The 13498-nt window shown below is 43.2% G+C and carries 15 protein-coding genes and 1 other annotated feature; of the genes, 12 read left to right on the forward strand and 3 right to left on the reverse strand.

The features are described 5' to 3' along the window. From infC to BN1067_RS11325, 7 genes are all read left to right on the forward strand, one after another. Nucleotides 1–363 (forward strand): translation initiation factor IF-3 (infC, locus tag BN1067_RS11290; RefSeq protein ID WP_053218956.1); only part of this gene is annotated, 363 nt, incomplete at its 5' end. 297 nt (nt 364–660) lie between these two features. Continuing rightward, complete coding sequence (gene rpmI, locus BN1067_RS11295; protein ID WP_026771086.1) at nt 661–858, forward strand: 50S ribosomal protein L35; 198 nt, start codon at nt 661–663, stop codon at nt 856–858. Nucleotides 859–904: 46 nt separating this feature from the next. Then, nucleotides 905–1261, forward strand: coding sequence for a 50S ribosomal protein L20 (gene rplT / locus BN1067_RS11300; protein WP_053218957.1), 357 nt, complete (start codon nt 905–907; stop codon nt 1259–1261). Nucleotides 1262–1461: 200 nt separating this feature from the next. Further along, the gene (locus BN1067_RS11305; RefSeq protein ID WP_110943399.1) at nt 1462–2685 is read left to right on the forward strand and encodes an ISL3 family transposase; all 1224 of its coding nucleotides are present in this window, start codon (nt 1462–1464) and stop codon (nt 2683–2685) included. 228 nt (nt 2686–2913) lie between these two features. Beyond that, nucleotides 2914–3834, forward strand: coding sequence for a sigma-E processing peptidase SpoIIGA (gene spoIIGA / locus BN1067_RS11310; RefSeq protein WP_053218958.1), 921 nt, complete (start codon nt 2914–2916; stop codon nt 3832–3834). A 400-nt stretch (nt 3835–4234) separates the two neighbouring features. Beyond that, the gene (locus BN1067_RS11320; protein ID WP_053218960.1) at nt 4235–4504 is read left to right on the forward strand and encodes a DUF1294 domain-containing protein; all 270 of its coding nucleotides are present in this window, start codon (nt 4235–4237) and stop codon (nt 4502–4504) included. Between the two features lie 110 nt (nt 4505–4614). Beyond that, nucleotides 4615–5202, forward strand: coding sequence for a TVP38/TMEM64 family protein (locus BN1067_RS11325; protein ID WP_053218961.1), 588 nt, complete (start codon nt 4615–4617; stop codon nt 5200–5202). Nucleotides 5203–5472: 270 nt separating this feature from the next. Here the strand turns inward: BN1067_RS11325 and BN1067_RS11330 are convergent, their stop codons facing one another. Further along, nucleotides 5473–5859 (reverse strand): sigma-w pathway protein ysdB, encoded by a 387-nt coding sequence (locus tag BN1067_RS11330; protein WP_053218962.1) that lies wholly within the window; start codon nt 5857–5859, stop codon nt 5473–5475. Nucleotides 5860–5976: 117 nt separating this feature from the next. Between BN1067_RS11330 and BN1067_RS11335 the strand changes: the two genes are divergently transcribed. Further along, nucleotides 5977–6462: a dUTP diphosphatase gene (locus BN1067_RS11335; RefSeq protein ID WP_053218963.1), complete on the forward strand. Its 486-nt coding sequence runs from the start codon at nt 5977–5979 to the stop codon at nt 6460–6462. 86 nt (nt 6463–6548) lie between these two features. Beyond that, the gene (locus tag BN1067_RS11340; protein WP_053218964.1) at nt 6549–7634 is read left to right on the forward strand and encodes a M42 family metallopeptidase; all 1086 of its coding nucleotides are present in this window, start codon (nt 6549–6551) and stop codon (nt 7632–7634) included. A 58-nt stretch (nt 7635–7692) separates the two neighbouring features. Here the strand turns inward: BN1067_RS11340 and BN1067_RS11345 are convergent, their stop codons facing one another. Further along, nucleotides 7693–8322, reverse strand: coding sequence for a lytic transglycosylase domain-containing protein (locus BN1067_RS11345; RefSeq protein ID WP_053218965.1), 630 nt, complete (start codon nt 8320–8322; stop codon nt 7693–7695). A gap of 214 nt (nt 8323–8536) precedes the next feature. Further along, nucleotides 8537–8752, reverse strand: a complete 216-nt coding sequence (sspI, locus tag BN1067_RS11350) for a small acid-soluble spore protein SspI (protein WP_053218966.1) — start codon at nt 8750–8752, stop codon at nt 8537–8539. A 105-nt stretch (nt 8753–8857) separates the two neighbouring features. Here sspI and BN1067_RS11355 point away from each other — a divergent pair, with 105 nt between their 5' ends. From BN1067_RS11355 to pheT, 3 genes are all read left to right on the forward strand, one after another. After that, nucleotides 8858–9607, forward strand: coding sequence for a TrmH family RNA methyltransferase (locus BN1067_RS11355; RefSeq protein WP_053219040.1), 750 nt, complete (start codon nt 8858–8860; stop codon nt 9605–9607). A 66-nt stretch (nt 9608–9673) separates the two neighbouring features. Next, nucleotides 9674–9905 (forward strand) — a binding site (T-box leader). A 95-nt stretch (nt 9906–10000) separates the two neighbouring features. Next, complete coding sequence (gene pheS, locus BN1067_RS11360; RefSeq protein WP_053218967.1) at nt 10001–11035, forward strand: phenylalanine--tRNA ligase subunit alpha; 1035 nt, start codon at nt 10001–10003, stop codon at nt 11033–11035. A gap of 16 nt (nt 11036–11051) precedes the next feature. Next, complete coding sequence (gene pheT / locus BN1067_RS11365; RefSeq protein WP_053218968.1) at nt 11052–13481, forward strand: phenylalanine--tRNA ligase subunit beta; 2430 nt, start codon at nt 11052–11054, stop codon at nt 13479–13481. The last annotated feature ends 17 nt before the right edge of the window (nt 13482–13498 follow it).

Below are 13498 nucleotides of genomic sequence, written 5' to 3' on the forward strand. Positions count from 1 at the left end.
GCGAAACCGCCGGTATGCCGGATCATGGATTACGGAAAGTATCGCTTTGAGCAGCAAAAGAAAGAAAAAGAAGCACGGAAAAAACAAAAAGTTATCAATGTTAAAGAAGTTCGCTTAAGCCCTGGTATTGAAGATCATGATTTCAATACGAAATTGCGCAATGCCAGAAAGTTTCTTGAAAAAGGCGATAAAGTGAAAGCTTCGATTCGATTCCGTGGCCGTGCGATTACGCATAAAGAATTAGGCCAGGAAGTCCTGGAAAAATTGGCAGAGGAATGTAAAGACATTTCTACTGTTGAAACGAAGCCGAAAATGGAAGGCCGCAGCATGTTCCTTATGCTAGCACCAACCAACGAAAAATAACTTGAACGAGTAAGGTTTGTTTTTTCAACCCGTAAGTAAACAAGTTTATGGTTCATGCAGGAGGAAGATAGACAAGCTGACGCAGAGATGCGCTGGTAATTTTCCCCGCAAGTATGAACATTCAAGAAAATAATGGTTCATATGAGGAAGAAAAGAACCAAGTAGATCAAGGAAGCGCAGCACCGAGGAACACAGCGTATAAAAAGATACGTGCGTACCGGAGGGGCAAGCTGACGCAGAGATGCGCTGGTAATTTTCCCCGCAAGTATGAACATTCATTACAAGGAGGAACATAACATGCCAAAAATGAAAACCCACAAAGGTTCTCAAAAACGTTTCCAAAAAACAGGTTCTGGGAAGCTTAAACGCTCTCATGCATACACTAGTCACTTATTTGCAAACAAGTCTCAAAAGCAAAAGCGTAAATTGCGGAAAAGTGATATTGTTTCTGCTGGAGACTACAAACGCATCAAGCAAATGCTGCCAAACAAATAAACTTACATCCGAATCTATCGGTTATATATACTAGGAGGGAATTATTATGCCACGTGTAAAAGGTGGAACAGTTACTCGCAGACGTCGTAAGCGCGTATTAAAGCTTGCTAAAGGATATTATGGCTCCAAACATGCCCTATTTAAAACAGCTAAACAACAAGTTATGAAATCAGGTCAATACGCATACCGTGACCGCAGACAGAAAAAGCGTGAATTCCGTAAGCTTTGGATCGCACGTATCAATGCTGCAGCACGTATGAACGACCTTTCTTACAGCCGTTTAATGCACGGTCTAAAGCAAGCTGGAATCGAAGTGAACCGCAAAATGCTTTCTGATATGGCTATCCATGACGAAAAAGCATTTGCTCAGCTAGCTGACAAGGCAAAAGAAGCACTGAAATAAAGGTAGCCAAAACCATTCTCGTTCAGCGAGGATGGTTTTTCTTTAGGCTAAATGAAACACTCGTAACAGAAAACTCTTTATAGAAAAGAAGGCTCTACAATATTTGTTGGGGTTTTAGAAAAATTCCGCATAAAAAATACACACAAGCTCCTATCTCTACTACACTTGAATTGACTAAGAAACAAGCAGATAGGAGTTGTGTGTACATGCATTCTAACATGACATTACCCGGATTAGAAAGTGTTTCTATCAAGAAAGTAGAAGAGGTGGAGGGAGCTTACCACATAGAGGTGGAGATGCCCAGGCAGGCGCAAACCTGTCCGGCGTGTGGTAACCAGACTTCCCGCGTTCATGATTACCGAATACAGAAAATCCAGCACTTAAAGGTATTTGAACGAACCACCTATTTGTTTTACCGCAAACGACGCTATGCCTGTTCCTGTGGTAAACGATTCGCAGAAGCCAATCCGATGGTGGACCGTTATCAGCGTCATTCAAGAGAGTGGAACCAGGCACTTGGCCTTCGGGTGATCCAGGGGATGAACTTCAAGGATACCGCTGCGCAGTTCCGTACCTCACAAGCTACAGCCATTCGCCGGTTCGATCAGGTGGCCACACCAGAACTTCAAGAGGTGGAAGAGCTTCCAGAAGTGATTGCGATTGATGAATATAAAGGCGATACCAATGCGGGGAAATACCAGGTCATCATTGGCGATGGAGAGACCGGAAATCCAATAGATATCCTGCCTGATCGATCCGTCAAAACCGTCAAGCAGTACCTTCGGGAAAAAGGGGGTAATGTCCGGAAGGTCATCATGGACATGAGCTATAGTTTTAAGTCAGCTGTCCGGAAGGCGGTGGGAAGCCCCATCATTGTGGCCGATCGTTTCCATTTTTGTCGGTATATTTATTGGGCTTTGGAAAAGGTGCGCAGGCGAGTCCAAAAGAACTTCCATGAATACGACCGGAAAAAGTGTAAACGGATGAAACATATCTTTTACAAGAAGCAGGAGGAACTAACCGAGAAGCAGCGCTGGTATCTGAACCGATACCTCGATCTATCGGATGAACTACGAGTCGCCTATAAGCTGAAAGAGGCTTTTCGCAGCTGGTTTGAAGAGGCAAAAGCAATGGGGAAAACCGATATTGGCTATGTAAAACAACGATTGTATCAGTATTATGACCGAGTGAAGCAAAGTGGTATGGAAGAATATCTACAAGCGATTGGCACCTTGAAGAATTGGCAGACAGAGATTCTGAATAGCTTTGCGCTCGATTATAGCAATGGGTTTATTGAAGGATTGAACAACCAAACGAAAGTCATCAAACGGAATGCTTTTGGGTTTCGTCGTTACGATCGCTTAAGAACGAAAGTGTTATTACATCATCAACTGAAGGAATTCAGGGGCTTTCAAGTGGGTTAAGGAGTAGGAGCAAATTTCTCCCACCCCAACATTTGACGTAGAACCAATTTTTTACGGTCTGAGGATGGATTGGCTATCCGCTTTTCTTTTAAAAAAATCGTTTGACAAAATCACTGATAAATTCTGAAAATAAGTTGTTTTTATAGTTCAAGAAATGACAGACTTCTATTTTACAGTTCGCTATACTTGCTACAAGTCCCGATTGGTAGATTGAAAGGAAGAGTGTCCGTGACAATCTATTTAGATGCTATATGGCTTTTGAACTTTATGTTGGATTGGATGATTTTAATGCTCACCAGTTATTTAACGAAAAGACAGCATAACCGTTTAAGGCTGATATTAGGTGCATTAATTGCTTCATTACTCGTTCCGTTCACTATTTTTTTCCCGGAATTCCCGCTTAGTACGTGGTGGGGAAAAGGGCTATATTCTCTACTAATTGTCTGGACTGCTTTCGGCTGGCAGAATGTCAAGTCTTTCCGTGCTAGTGTTGGCTGGTTTTACTTCGTATCGTTTGTTCTTGGCGGCAGTTTGATTGCGCTTCACTTTTTGATCGGCCAACAGGTACTTGCATCTTCCAGCGGATTGCTGACATTTAAAACAGGGTTCGGGGACCAGGTTAGCTGGCTTTTTGTTTTATTCGGTTTTCCATGTGTCTGGTGGTTTACGAAAAACCGTATGGACAAGCACGCACTTGATAAACTGCAAGTCGATCATTTGTTTTCTATCACGTTGTCTTTTCTTGGTAAGAAGGTTTTGACTACAGGTTACATGGACAGTGGGAATTCACTTGTAGACCCAATCACGAAAGAGCCGGTCATCATTTGTGAACAGTCATTGCTGCTTTATTGGTTCAGCGAAGAAGAACTTGCTGCTTTTCAGAGGGTCCAGGAAAATCTCCAGCTTGATCGGCTTCCAGAGGTCTGGGAGGATAAATTACGTTTGGTTCCGTATCAAGGAGTAGGCGGCGGGCATTCATTTATGCTTGTCTTTAGACCTGATTCCATCGACACTACTTATCAAAATAAACAAATCGTCACCAATAAGGTGCTTATTGGTATGCAGTTTGGAAGGCTTGCATCAGATGGCAGTTATCACTGCCTGCTGCATCCAGGTCTTCTTAAATATTCAGCAGCAACATCTGCTTAATAATCGTAAAAAGGAGAGGATACAGATGGGGAAATGGAAGCTGAAGTTGCAATTATGGTGGTATAAATTACTGATCAAGCTGCGAGTGAAATCCAAAGAGGTTTATTATATTGGCGGGNATCAAACGGAATGCTTTTGGGTTTCGTCGTTACGATCGCTTAAGAACGAAAGTGTTATTACATCATCAACTGAAGGAATTCAGGGGCTTTCAAGTGGGTTAAGGAGTAGGAGCAAATTTCTCCCACCCCAACATTTGACGTAGAACCGAAAAGAAAAAGAGCTGAGTACGGAATGTTGGTGGTTTAACCTGTCGTGATTAAGTTGGTGGAGTGAATAACTGTAATAAAGCTGAGCCTATGCATCTATCAAGCGATTAGTAACTCATAATTGGAGGTGGAGCATGACGAATGAAATAATTTTGCTAATGTACTTAATAGCAATAAATAGCGCCGTGTGGGTGCTGATGGGTATTGATAAGCGGAGGGCTGTCAAAAACCAGTGGCGGATTTCAGAAAAGACGCTTTGGCTGGTAGCATTGATAGGAGGTGCGGCAGGCGGGATTGCCGGAATGTACACGTTCAGGCATAAAACCCGACACCTCAGCTTTAAATTAGGGATGCCTCTACTACTTTTCATTCACATATATTTATTGATACAGCTGAAGGGATAGTCTTTATACGGGCATATTCGGCTAAACAGGACAACTTCGTTAGAAGCTTCTTGTCATAACAGCTCGTCTCTTGTCATAGAATGAGCTGAACGAAAAAGGGGGCAAAGGTGATGGGGGATGTCACAAACTTTGTGTTGGCTATGGCCGAGACGGGCGGATATTTTGCTCCTATCCTGTTCATAGGATTTCATTTAGTGCGCCCGTTGTTATTCTTGCCTGTTGTTTTGATTTGCATAACAGGAGGGATACTCTTTGGGGCAGTAGCTGGTACATTTTATTCGGTAATCGGAATTACCCTATCAAGCGTGACATTCTACAAATTAGTGAACTGGCTGCCGGGTATGTCGGAAAAACTTGTACGATTGAAGCAAAAACTGATGGGCAAACGAATAAGATTGACAACTTCCCAGGTTGCAGTACTGCGACTCGTCCCTTTTATTCATTTTCATTTGTTGTCTTTATGTATTTTAGAAATCTCTACGAGTTTTAAACAATACGTCCGCTCTTCTTTTTATTCCAACATACCACTGGCGGTGCTTTATACGTCATTCGGTAAATGGATATCGAATTTTTCGCCTGTATTCATGGTATTTTTTTTACTGTTATTGCTTCCGTTTCTTTATGTGCTTCGCAGAAAAGAACTGACCTTGAAATGGTCTGAATTCTTCGTTGACAAAGCCCAGACGGTCAAACATTGAAAAAAGCAGATGCTTGATTCCACGAATCGCTTGTCGGTGGATGCTTGCCGCGGGCACGGCCTCAGCTAACTTGGTCAAGAAGATCACTTGACCAAGTGGATCTTCGGCTCGCGCTGTTCCCGCAGGCGTCACCACCGCTCGCACATCGTGGAATTACCAAGGGCCAATCTAAAAAAGAAAATCAACTCTTTTTTCTTGTACAATGAAGAAATACCATAAAACTTCAGTTTTTCAGTGGCCTCGCTGCATGCACCTGCTTTTTTCAACGAATTATTTATTAATAAGCAATTTATCGATTGGATGTTTCCATTCAATAGTTGCATGCGGATATCTGATAAGCACTTCCTCCTCCATGAAATACAAGTCATCCCTTTCTAAACCTTTCAATTCTCCTGGATAGTGCGCATGAATGCTGATATTCACTACGTCGAATGAATTCTCCGTAGTCCCCAAGTACTTTTCCCCTTCAAAAATGAAACCTTTATAGGTCATCAGAAAATTTTTTTTAATATTATCTGGCTCATCCAAAAAGAAAAAGTCTTTTTTTTCACGTGCTACTTCCAGCTTCCTGTTTGGATTGATCAAATATTTGTATACTGTATAAAGAAGCATGATAACAGCGACTAAAATCAATAAGCGAAAGAGTAGGACTATCATACACACCGTCTCCTGTTTTAGAGTCTTCCCTTCTTTACGAACAGAAGCACGTCCAGGTTTCACCAATTTGTGAATAGGCATGTTATAATCGAAAAAAAGTTCAAAAAGGAGAAAATGATGTATTGGGAGCAATTATTTGAAACACAAAGACGGCTGGATGAGCATATCCAGACAAATAACCAAATAAAACCGGATGAAGTGTTCGAAAAAAAAGTACTGGCATTGTTAGTGGAAATCGGCGAATTAGCAAATGAGGCGCGAAGCTTCAAGTTCTGGAGCAAAAAGCCAAAAAGTGAACCGGCGATAATTCTGGAAGAATATGTGGATGGATTACACTTTATCTTGTCGCTGGGACTTGCTAGCGGCTACCGCTATGATTCTGAAACGGTGCATACTTCGAGGATGGATGAGACTTCCTTGTTTCTCAAAGTTTATGAACGAAGCATCACATTCAAGCAAGATCCTAGTGAAATAAATTACCGTCAATTGTTTACTTCCTTTCTACAATTGGGCCATCAACTTGGGTTCTCGGAAGAAGCAATTCAGGATGCCTATGATAAGAAAAACAAAGTCAACCATCAGCGGCAGCAGCAAGGGTATTGAAGGAAAAGGTAGCGATTAGATGTTTTGTTTATCCTGGTTAAAAGCGCTATAATTTTATATGAACCTTAAAAAGGAGGATTTTACATATGGCTGAATACAATGAAACGGTGACAATGCTAAAAGAATTGACGGATGCAAGAGGGATATCCGGCAATGAAAAAGAAGCAAGAGAAGTAATGAAAAAGTATATATCCCCATATGCAGATGAGGTGTTCACCGATAATATCGGAAGTCTGATTGCCAAGAAAACAGGAAAAGAGAGTGGACCAAAGGTAATGGTAGCCGGACACCTGGACGAAGTAGGATTTATGGTTACCCGGATTGATGAGCATGGTTTTGTTTACTTTCAAACCATTGGCGGTTGGTGGAGCCAGGTAATGCTTGCCCAGCGTGTCACTCTGATGACAAGAAAAGGCGATATTACAGGTATCATTGGTTCTAAGCCGCCCCATATTCTTCCTGCAGAAGCACGCAAGAAGCCGGTAGAAATAAAAGACATGTTCATCGACATCGGTGCTAGCAGCAGGGAAGAAGCTGAGGAATTCGGTGTCCGTCCGGGAGATTCTATCGTTCCTTATTTTGAATTTACTCAAATGAACAACGAAAAGCTGCTGCTGGCGAAAGCATGGGATAATCGGATTGGCTGTGCCATTGCGATTGAAGTATTAAAGCGGTTAAAGGGAGAAAACCATCCAAATGTCGTTTACGGAGTCGGAACCGTTCAGGAAGAAGTTGGTCTGCGAGGTGCCCGTACTGCCACTCATGCCATTCAACCAGATATCGGTTTTGGCGTGGATGTTGGAATTGCTGGTGACACGCCTGGTATTTCTGACAAAGAGGCGGATAGTAAAATTGGTAAGGGGCCACAAATTATTCTTTACGACGCATCTGCCATTTCGCATAAGGGTTTACGGGATTTCGTCCTGGACACAGCAGATGAAAAGAAAATCCCTTACCAATATGCCACGATGGCTGCAGGCGGAACTGATACAGGTTCTATTCACTTAACGGCAAATGGTGTTCCTGCATTGTCTATCACGATTGCAACACGCTATATCCATACCCATGCAGCAATCCTGCATCAGGATGATTTTGAGAACGCTGTTAAATTAATTGTGGAAGTCATCAAAGGGCTGGATGAAGATAAAGTGAAAGAAATTACGTTTGGTTAACAAAAGCAGAATAATCGTAAAGGGGCTATCCAATGAGGACAGCCCCTTTTTATCAAGATTATACAAGGTAGGTTCCCATAACCTTTTTGACATAATTCTGTGTCTCCTGAAAAGGAGGGATCCCATGATATTTATCGACATTACCCGGACCGGCATTATATGCTGCAAGCGCCAGAGAAGTGTCACCACTGTATCGATCCAGCATTTGTTTTAAATACTTGGTACCACCCATGATGTTTTGTTGTGGGTCCCATGCATTTTGAACGCCAAGTCCACGGGCGGTCGAAGGCATCAATTGCATCAATCCTTGTGCGCCAGCCCCGCTCTCGGCTTTAGAGTTAAAGTTGGATTCCGCTTGGATTACTGAACGAATCAACTTAGGATCGACTCCGAAAGTTTCTGCTGCATTTGTAATATAACTGTCTATGGCTTGGGTATTACCACTCGAGTTGGAATCCGTATAATCGATAACAGGAGGGTACGCAGGCATAGAGGAGGCATAAGAAGAAACCTCAGAGGCTTCTGGCTTGCTTGCAGGGGATGTCTGGTAGTTGTTCACCTGCTGCTGGAGAATTTGCTGAAATGCAGCTTCCAGATAAGCAGAATCACTGGTAGATGCGCGATTTCCACCGCTTAAAATTGACATTGCTTGCATCTGTATAAGATTTTGAAGTTGTTTAATTTCCATGGATGTTCCTCCAAAAGGTAATTCATTACATATATATTACCTGATTTTCCCTGAACAGGCAATGGTCAAAAATACAAGAAACGACAAAAAATCCTCCGGCTTTTTGGAACGGGAGGATTTTTTATTAAGGTAGAGAGAAATAGCATGCAATGGGGGGGATAAAACGAAAAGCCTGCTTCTTGGTCTCTTTTTATAAAAACGTAAAGCTTTTTGACTATTGTGCCTGCTGGACTCCTTTTTCAAGAGCAGCGAGCATTTCCTCTTTATCCGATTCATCTGATTGCTGCCAGATTAGCTCGAACAAAACGCCTAATCCGGGCAGCATTTTTTCCTCGCCGCTTTCAATGGCATCCAGTATGGTTGCTTCCAATTGTTCAGTATTATTGTCTGCTACATTGGCAAGGATAGCTTTTCGTAAATTCAAATCCATTCTATCACCTCATCTGGTTAATTTTTCATCAAGTAATAGATAGTTTGACCAGCGAGTAGGGAAATATGTATGATAGAAAGGAATTTTATCAAAAGGATGATGTACGTGATAACTTCTGTTCAAAACAGCCGTGTGAAAAACTGGCAAAAGTTAAAAAAGCGCAAGGAAAGAGTGAAAACAAACAGTTTCCTTGTAGAAGGCTACCATATGATTGAGGAGGCTTTGAAAAGCGACTGGCATGTAAAAGAAGTAATACTGACTGAAGGTGCACAGGTACCTGGTTGGCTTGAGGATCAAGAGGTAACAATCGTTTCCGGCCATGTTCTGAATACGATAACCGATACCAAAACGCCTCAAGGAATTGCTGCTGTAGTGGAAGCAAGAAAGCCAGAAGAACAGAAGTTTGAAAAAGTGCTGCTGATCGATAATGTCCAGGACCCCGGTAATCTTGGGACCATCATCCGTACAGCGGATGCTGCCGGGTTCGATGGAGTTTATGTTGGTACTGGGTCGGCTGATATTTATAATGACAAAGTTCTGCGCTCCACGCAGGGATCCATCTTTCATATCCCGATCTTTCAAAGCAATATTTTGCCGATCATCGATAAGCTACAAAAGGATCATTTCACTGTATGGGCTGCTGCATTGGAGAATGCGCGTCCATATTCAGCAGTATCTGTTCCGGAAAAAGCTGCGTTGGTTGTCGGCAATGAAGGGGCGGGTATTTCTTCCGATGTTTTGGAAAAGGTCGATGACATCGTCCATATCCCTATATTCGGAAAAGCAGAATCCTTGAATGTTAGTGTAGCTGCTGGCATTTTACTTTATCACCTTGCAGATAATAAGAACTCGTAAACGAACAGTCAGGGGTTGCAAGAAACAAAAGCTTTTTCTATAATAATAAAATAACATTGATTATATTGACAGGCCGTGAAAGAGCAAGTAAATGATTACAAATCGATTTCAGGGATGAAATGCCTAAGACTGAAAGCATTTCTATCGAAGTAATGATTGAACCTTCACTCTGGAGCCGACACTTGGACCTTGTTTTTGGCAAGTAATAGTGTTCCGGATTCTTTCCGTTATCAAACTCGAGTGGGTGCATATCGCATCAACAAGGGTGGTACCGCGATACATAAGTCTCGTCCCTTTTTACCAGAGGGGCGGGACTTTTTTTTACTGCAATAAAAACGAGAAAGGGACAACCGGCCAACATATCAATTCATGATTAAAAGGAGGTTCCTGCACATGAAGGAACGATTGCAAGAATTAAAAGAGGAAGCATTGAACAAGGTGGAACAAGCAGATACCTTGAACGAGCTTCAGGATATCAGGGTCGCTTATCTAGGAAAAAAAGGCCCGATCACGGAAGTCTTAAGAGGGATGGGCAAGCTTTCTAAGGAAGAACGCCCTGTGATCGGTGAACTGGCAAACAAAGTTCGGGAAGCTATTGCCGGAGAACTGGACGCGAAAAAGGAGAGCATCGAAGCAAGAGAACTGGAAGAAAAGCTGGAAAAAGAAACAATCGACGTCACCTTACCTGGGAGGCCGGTTACGGTAGGCGGTCCGCATTTGCTGACTTCCATTATCGAAGAAATCGAGGATTTATTTATCGGAATGGGCTTTGAAGTCCGCGAAGGTCCGGAGGTAGAAACGGATTACTACAACTTCGAAGCGCTGAATCTGCCCAAAGGACATCCAGCACGCGATATGCAAGACTCTTTTTATATTACAGAGGAATTGTTGATGCGAACCCACACCTCGCCGGTACAAGCAAGAACAATGGGGAAATTCCAGGGTAGTAAACCGGTGAAAATGATCTGCCCCGGCAAAGTATATCGCAGGGATACAGATGATGCTACACATTCCCACCAGTTCACGCAGGTCGAAGGATTATATGTCGACCGGAATGTACGGATGAGTGATTTGAAAGGAGTTTTGAACCGTTTTGCCAAGCAAATGTTCGGTGAAGAAAGGGAAATTCGTTTGCGGCCAAGCTTCTTTCCATTTACCGAACCTTCCGTCGAAATGGATATTTCTTGTAAAGTCTGCCATGGGGAAGGTTGTTCCGTTTGTAAAGGGACCGGCTGGATCGAAATATTGGGCGGCGGCATGGTCCATCCACGCGTATTGGAAATGGCTGGTTATGATCCGAAAGAATATACTGGTTTTGCTTTTGGGATGGGACCTGAGCGAATCGCTATGCTGAAATACGGTGTAGATGATATTCGTCATTTTTATACTAATGATGTCCGGTTCTTAAAGCAGTACCATAAAGCGTAAATCAGGAGGAAAAAATATGTTTGTATCATTAAATTGGTTGAAAAATTACGTCGATATCGATGATATTTCGCCGGAACAGCTGGCCGAAAAAATAACCAAGTCTGGAATAGAAGTTGAGGGCATCGAATATGTTGCCGAAAAAAGTTCAAGTGTGGTGGTCGGCTACGTTAGATCCTGTGAAAAGCATCCTAATGCCGATAAGCTCAATTTATGCCAGGTAGATGCTGGTGGAGAAGCGTTACAAATTATATGTGGGGCACCTAATATTGCTCAAGGTCAAAAAGTAGCAGTGGCGAAACCTGGTGCCGTTTTGCCTGGCAATGTAAAGATCAAAAAAGCCAAGCTGCGGGGCGTGGAATCACAAGGGATGATTTGCTCGCTGCAAGAGCTGGGGATTGAGGAAAAATTTGTACCGAAGGAGTTTGCAGAAGGTATTTTCGTATTTCCGGAAGATGCTGAGATCGGTGCAGATGCTCTGGAACTGCTGAATTTGGACGATGCAATTCTGGAATTGGGACTTACTCCAAACCGTGCAGATGCGTTGAGTATGCTGGGAGTGGCTTACGAAACTTCCGCGATTTTGGATACACCAGTGAAGCTTCCAGACGAAACGGTTGATCTGGCTTCGGAAATTACAGCCGACTACGTAAAAGTGACGGTGGAGGAACCGGAGCTGAACCCGTACTATGGGGCGTTTTTAATCAAAAACATAAAGGTGAAGGCTTCTCCTTTATGGATGAGAAATTATTTGATTGCTGCTGGGATACGTCCGATTAACAATGTTGTCGACATTACGAATTATGTCTTGCTGGAATATGGTCAGCCGTTGCACGCTTTTGATTATGATCGATTTGGCTCAAAAGAGATAGTAGTTCGCAGGGCATCGGATAAGGAAACAATCACTACACTTGATGATCAAGAAAGGGAACTTTCAACCAATCACTTGGTTATCACCAATGGCGAGGAGCCGACGGCAATTGCGGGAGTAATGGGCGGTGCAAATTCGGAAGTTTCCAATGAGACCACAACGGTCTTGCTGGAAGCAGCTTATTTTGCTCCTGCCGCAGTAAGACAGAGCTCGAAAGATCATGGTCTGCGAAGTGAATCCAGTACCAGGTTCGAAAAAGGAGTAGATCCGGAACGGGTGAAGCGAGCCGGACTAAGAGCGTGTCAACTGTTAAGTGAATATGCTGAAGGCACCGTTTTGCAGGGTCCAGTGGAATTTGACCAATTGGATCTTAGCGAAGCATCAGTAGAGGTCAGTACGGACAAAGTCAATGAGCGTCTCGGAACAGAGATTTCTACCGAAGAAATAGCTGATATTTTAAGGAAACTTCATTTTGATTATAAGCAAAGTAGTGGGGTATTTGTCGTATCAGTTCCAACCCGTCGCGGAGATATCACTTTATTCGAGGACATGGTCGAAGAGATTGCGCGCATCTATGGGTATGACAATTTACCATACACGCTACCGGCAGGTGCCGGCCAGGCTGGCGGCCTGACGCCACGGCAGTTGTTAAAAAGGGAAATCAAACATTATATGGAAGGTGCCGGTTTGATGGAAGCCATCACTTATTCCCTGACAAGTAAGCAGCGGGCAGAAACCCTTGTCAGTCCGGAAATCCGTGAGCAGGCAGCAGAGTCTATCCGCTTGTCCATGCCGATGAGTGAAGAGCACAGTAACTTGCGGTTAAGCATTCTTCCAGAACTGTTGGCATCCTTTGCATACAATACTGCGAGAAAACAGGCGAATCTGGCTTACTACGAAGCGGGTACTGTTTTTGTATCTCCGTCAGGGGAAAAGCTGTCTGAACAGCCGCAGGAATTGCTAAGACTGGCTGGAGCAGTTACAGGTGATTGGTTTATCCATCCTTGGCAGCAGGAAAAGAAACAAGTAGACTTTTTCCTGATAAAAGGGATTGTGGAGGGGTTACTGGATAAATTGGGAGTAACAGCAGCATTTAAGCAGGCGAAAATACCCGGAATGCATCCTGGCAGGACAGCTCAAGTGCATATAGGGGAACAATCGATTGGATTCATTGGCCAGCTCCATCCTTCTCTGCAGCAATCTTATGACTTGAAAGACTCTTATGTATTTGATCTGGATTTGGAAGCATTGCTGGATCATGCGAATAGTGAACCAACTTTTTCCAAAATTCCGCGTTTCCCTTCTGTCTCACGGGATATTGCCCTAGTGGTGGATCAAGAAAAACCAGCTGGAGACATCAAAACTACCATTAAGGAACAAGGCGGTTCCTTGCTAAAAGACGTTCAAGTATTTGATGTATACCAGGGCGAACACCTGCCAGCCGGTAAAAAATCGATCGCTTTCAGTCTGTTCTATCAGGACCCGGAACGTACATTAAAAGACGAGGAAGTAGAAGCGTCTTATCAGGCAATTTTATCAGCAGTCGAGAAAGTTCATCAGGCCGAATTACGAGGCTGAAAATTAAAAAAGCAGGA

This window comes from Virgibacillus senegalensis, assembly GCF_000821245.2.
Lineage (GTDB): Bacteria > Bacillota > Bacilli > Bacillales > Amphibacillaceae > Sediminibacillus > Sediminibacillus senegalensis.

Excerpts from the sequence above, each read along its gene's own strand:
- rpmI (WP_026771086.1), top strand. The coding sequence starts at position 661 with ATGCCAAAAATGAAAACCCACAAAGGTTCTCAAAAACGTTTCCAAAAA.
- rplT (WP_053218957.1), top strand. The coding sequence starts at position 905 with ATGCCACGTGTAAAAGGTGGAACAGTTACTCGCAGACGTCGTAAGCGC.
- BN1067_RS11320 (WP_053218960.1), top strand. The coding sequence starts at position 4,235 with ATGACGAATGAAATAATTTTGCTAATGTACTTAATAGCAATAAATAGC.
- BN1067_RS11325 (WP_053218961.1), top strand. The coding sequence starts at position 4,615 with ATGGGGGATGTCACAAACTTTGTGTTGGCTATGGCCGAGACGGGCGGA.
- BN1067_RS11330 (WP_053218962.1), bottom strand. The coding sequence starts at position 5,859 with ATGATAGTCCTACTCTTTCGCTTATTGATTTTAGTCGCTGTTATCATG.
- BN1067_RS11335 (WP_053218963.1), top strand. The coding sequence starts at position 5,977 with ATGTATTGGGAGCAATTATTTGAAACACAAAGACGGCTGGATGAGCAT.
- BN1067_RS11340 (WP_053218964.1), top strand. The coding sequence starts at position 6,549 with ATGGCTGAATACAATGAAACGGTGACAATGCTAAAAGAATTGACGGAT.
- BN1067_RS11345 (WP_053218965.1), bottom strand. The coding sequence starts at position 8,322 with ATGGAAATTAAACAACTTCAAAATCTTATACAGATGCAAGCAATGTCA.
- sspI (WP_053218966.1), bottom strand. The coding sequence starts at position 8,752 with ATGGATTTGAATTTACGAAAAGCTATCCTTGCCAATGTAGCAGACAAT.
- pheS (WP_053218967.1), top strand. The coding sequence starts at position 10,001 with ATGAAGGAACGATTGCAAGAATTAAAAGAGGAAGCATTGAACAAGGTG.
- pheT (WP_053218968.1), top strand. The coding sequence starts at position 11,052 with ATGTTTGTATCATTAAATTGGTTGAAAAATTACGTCGATATCGATGAT.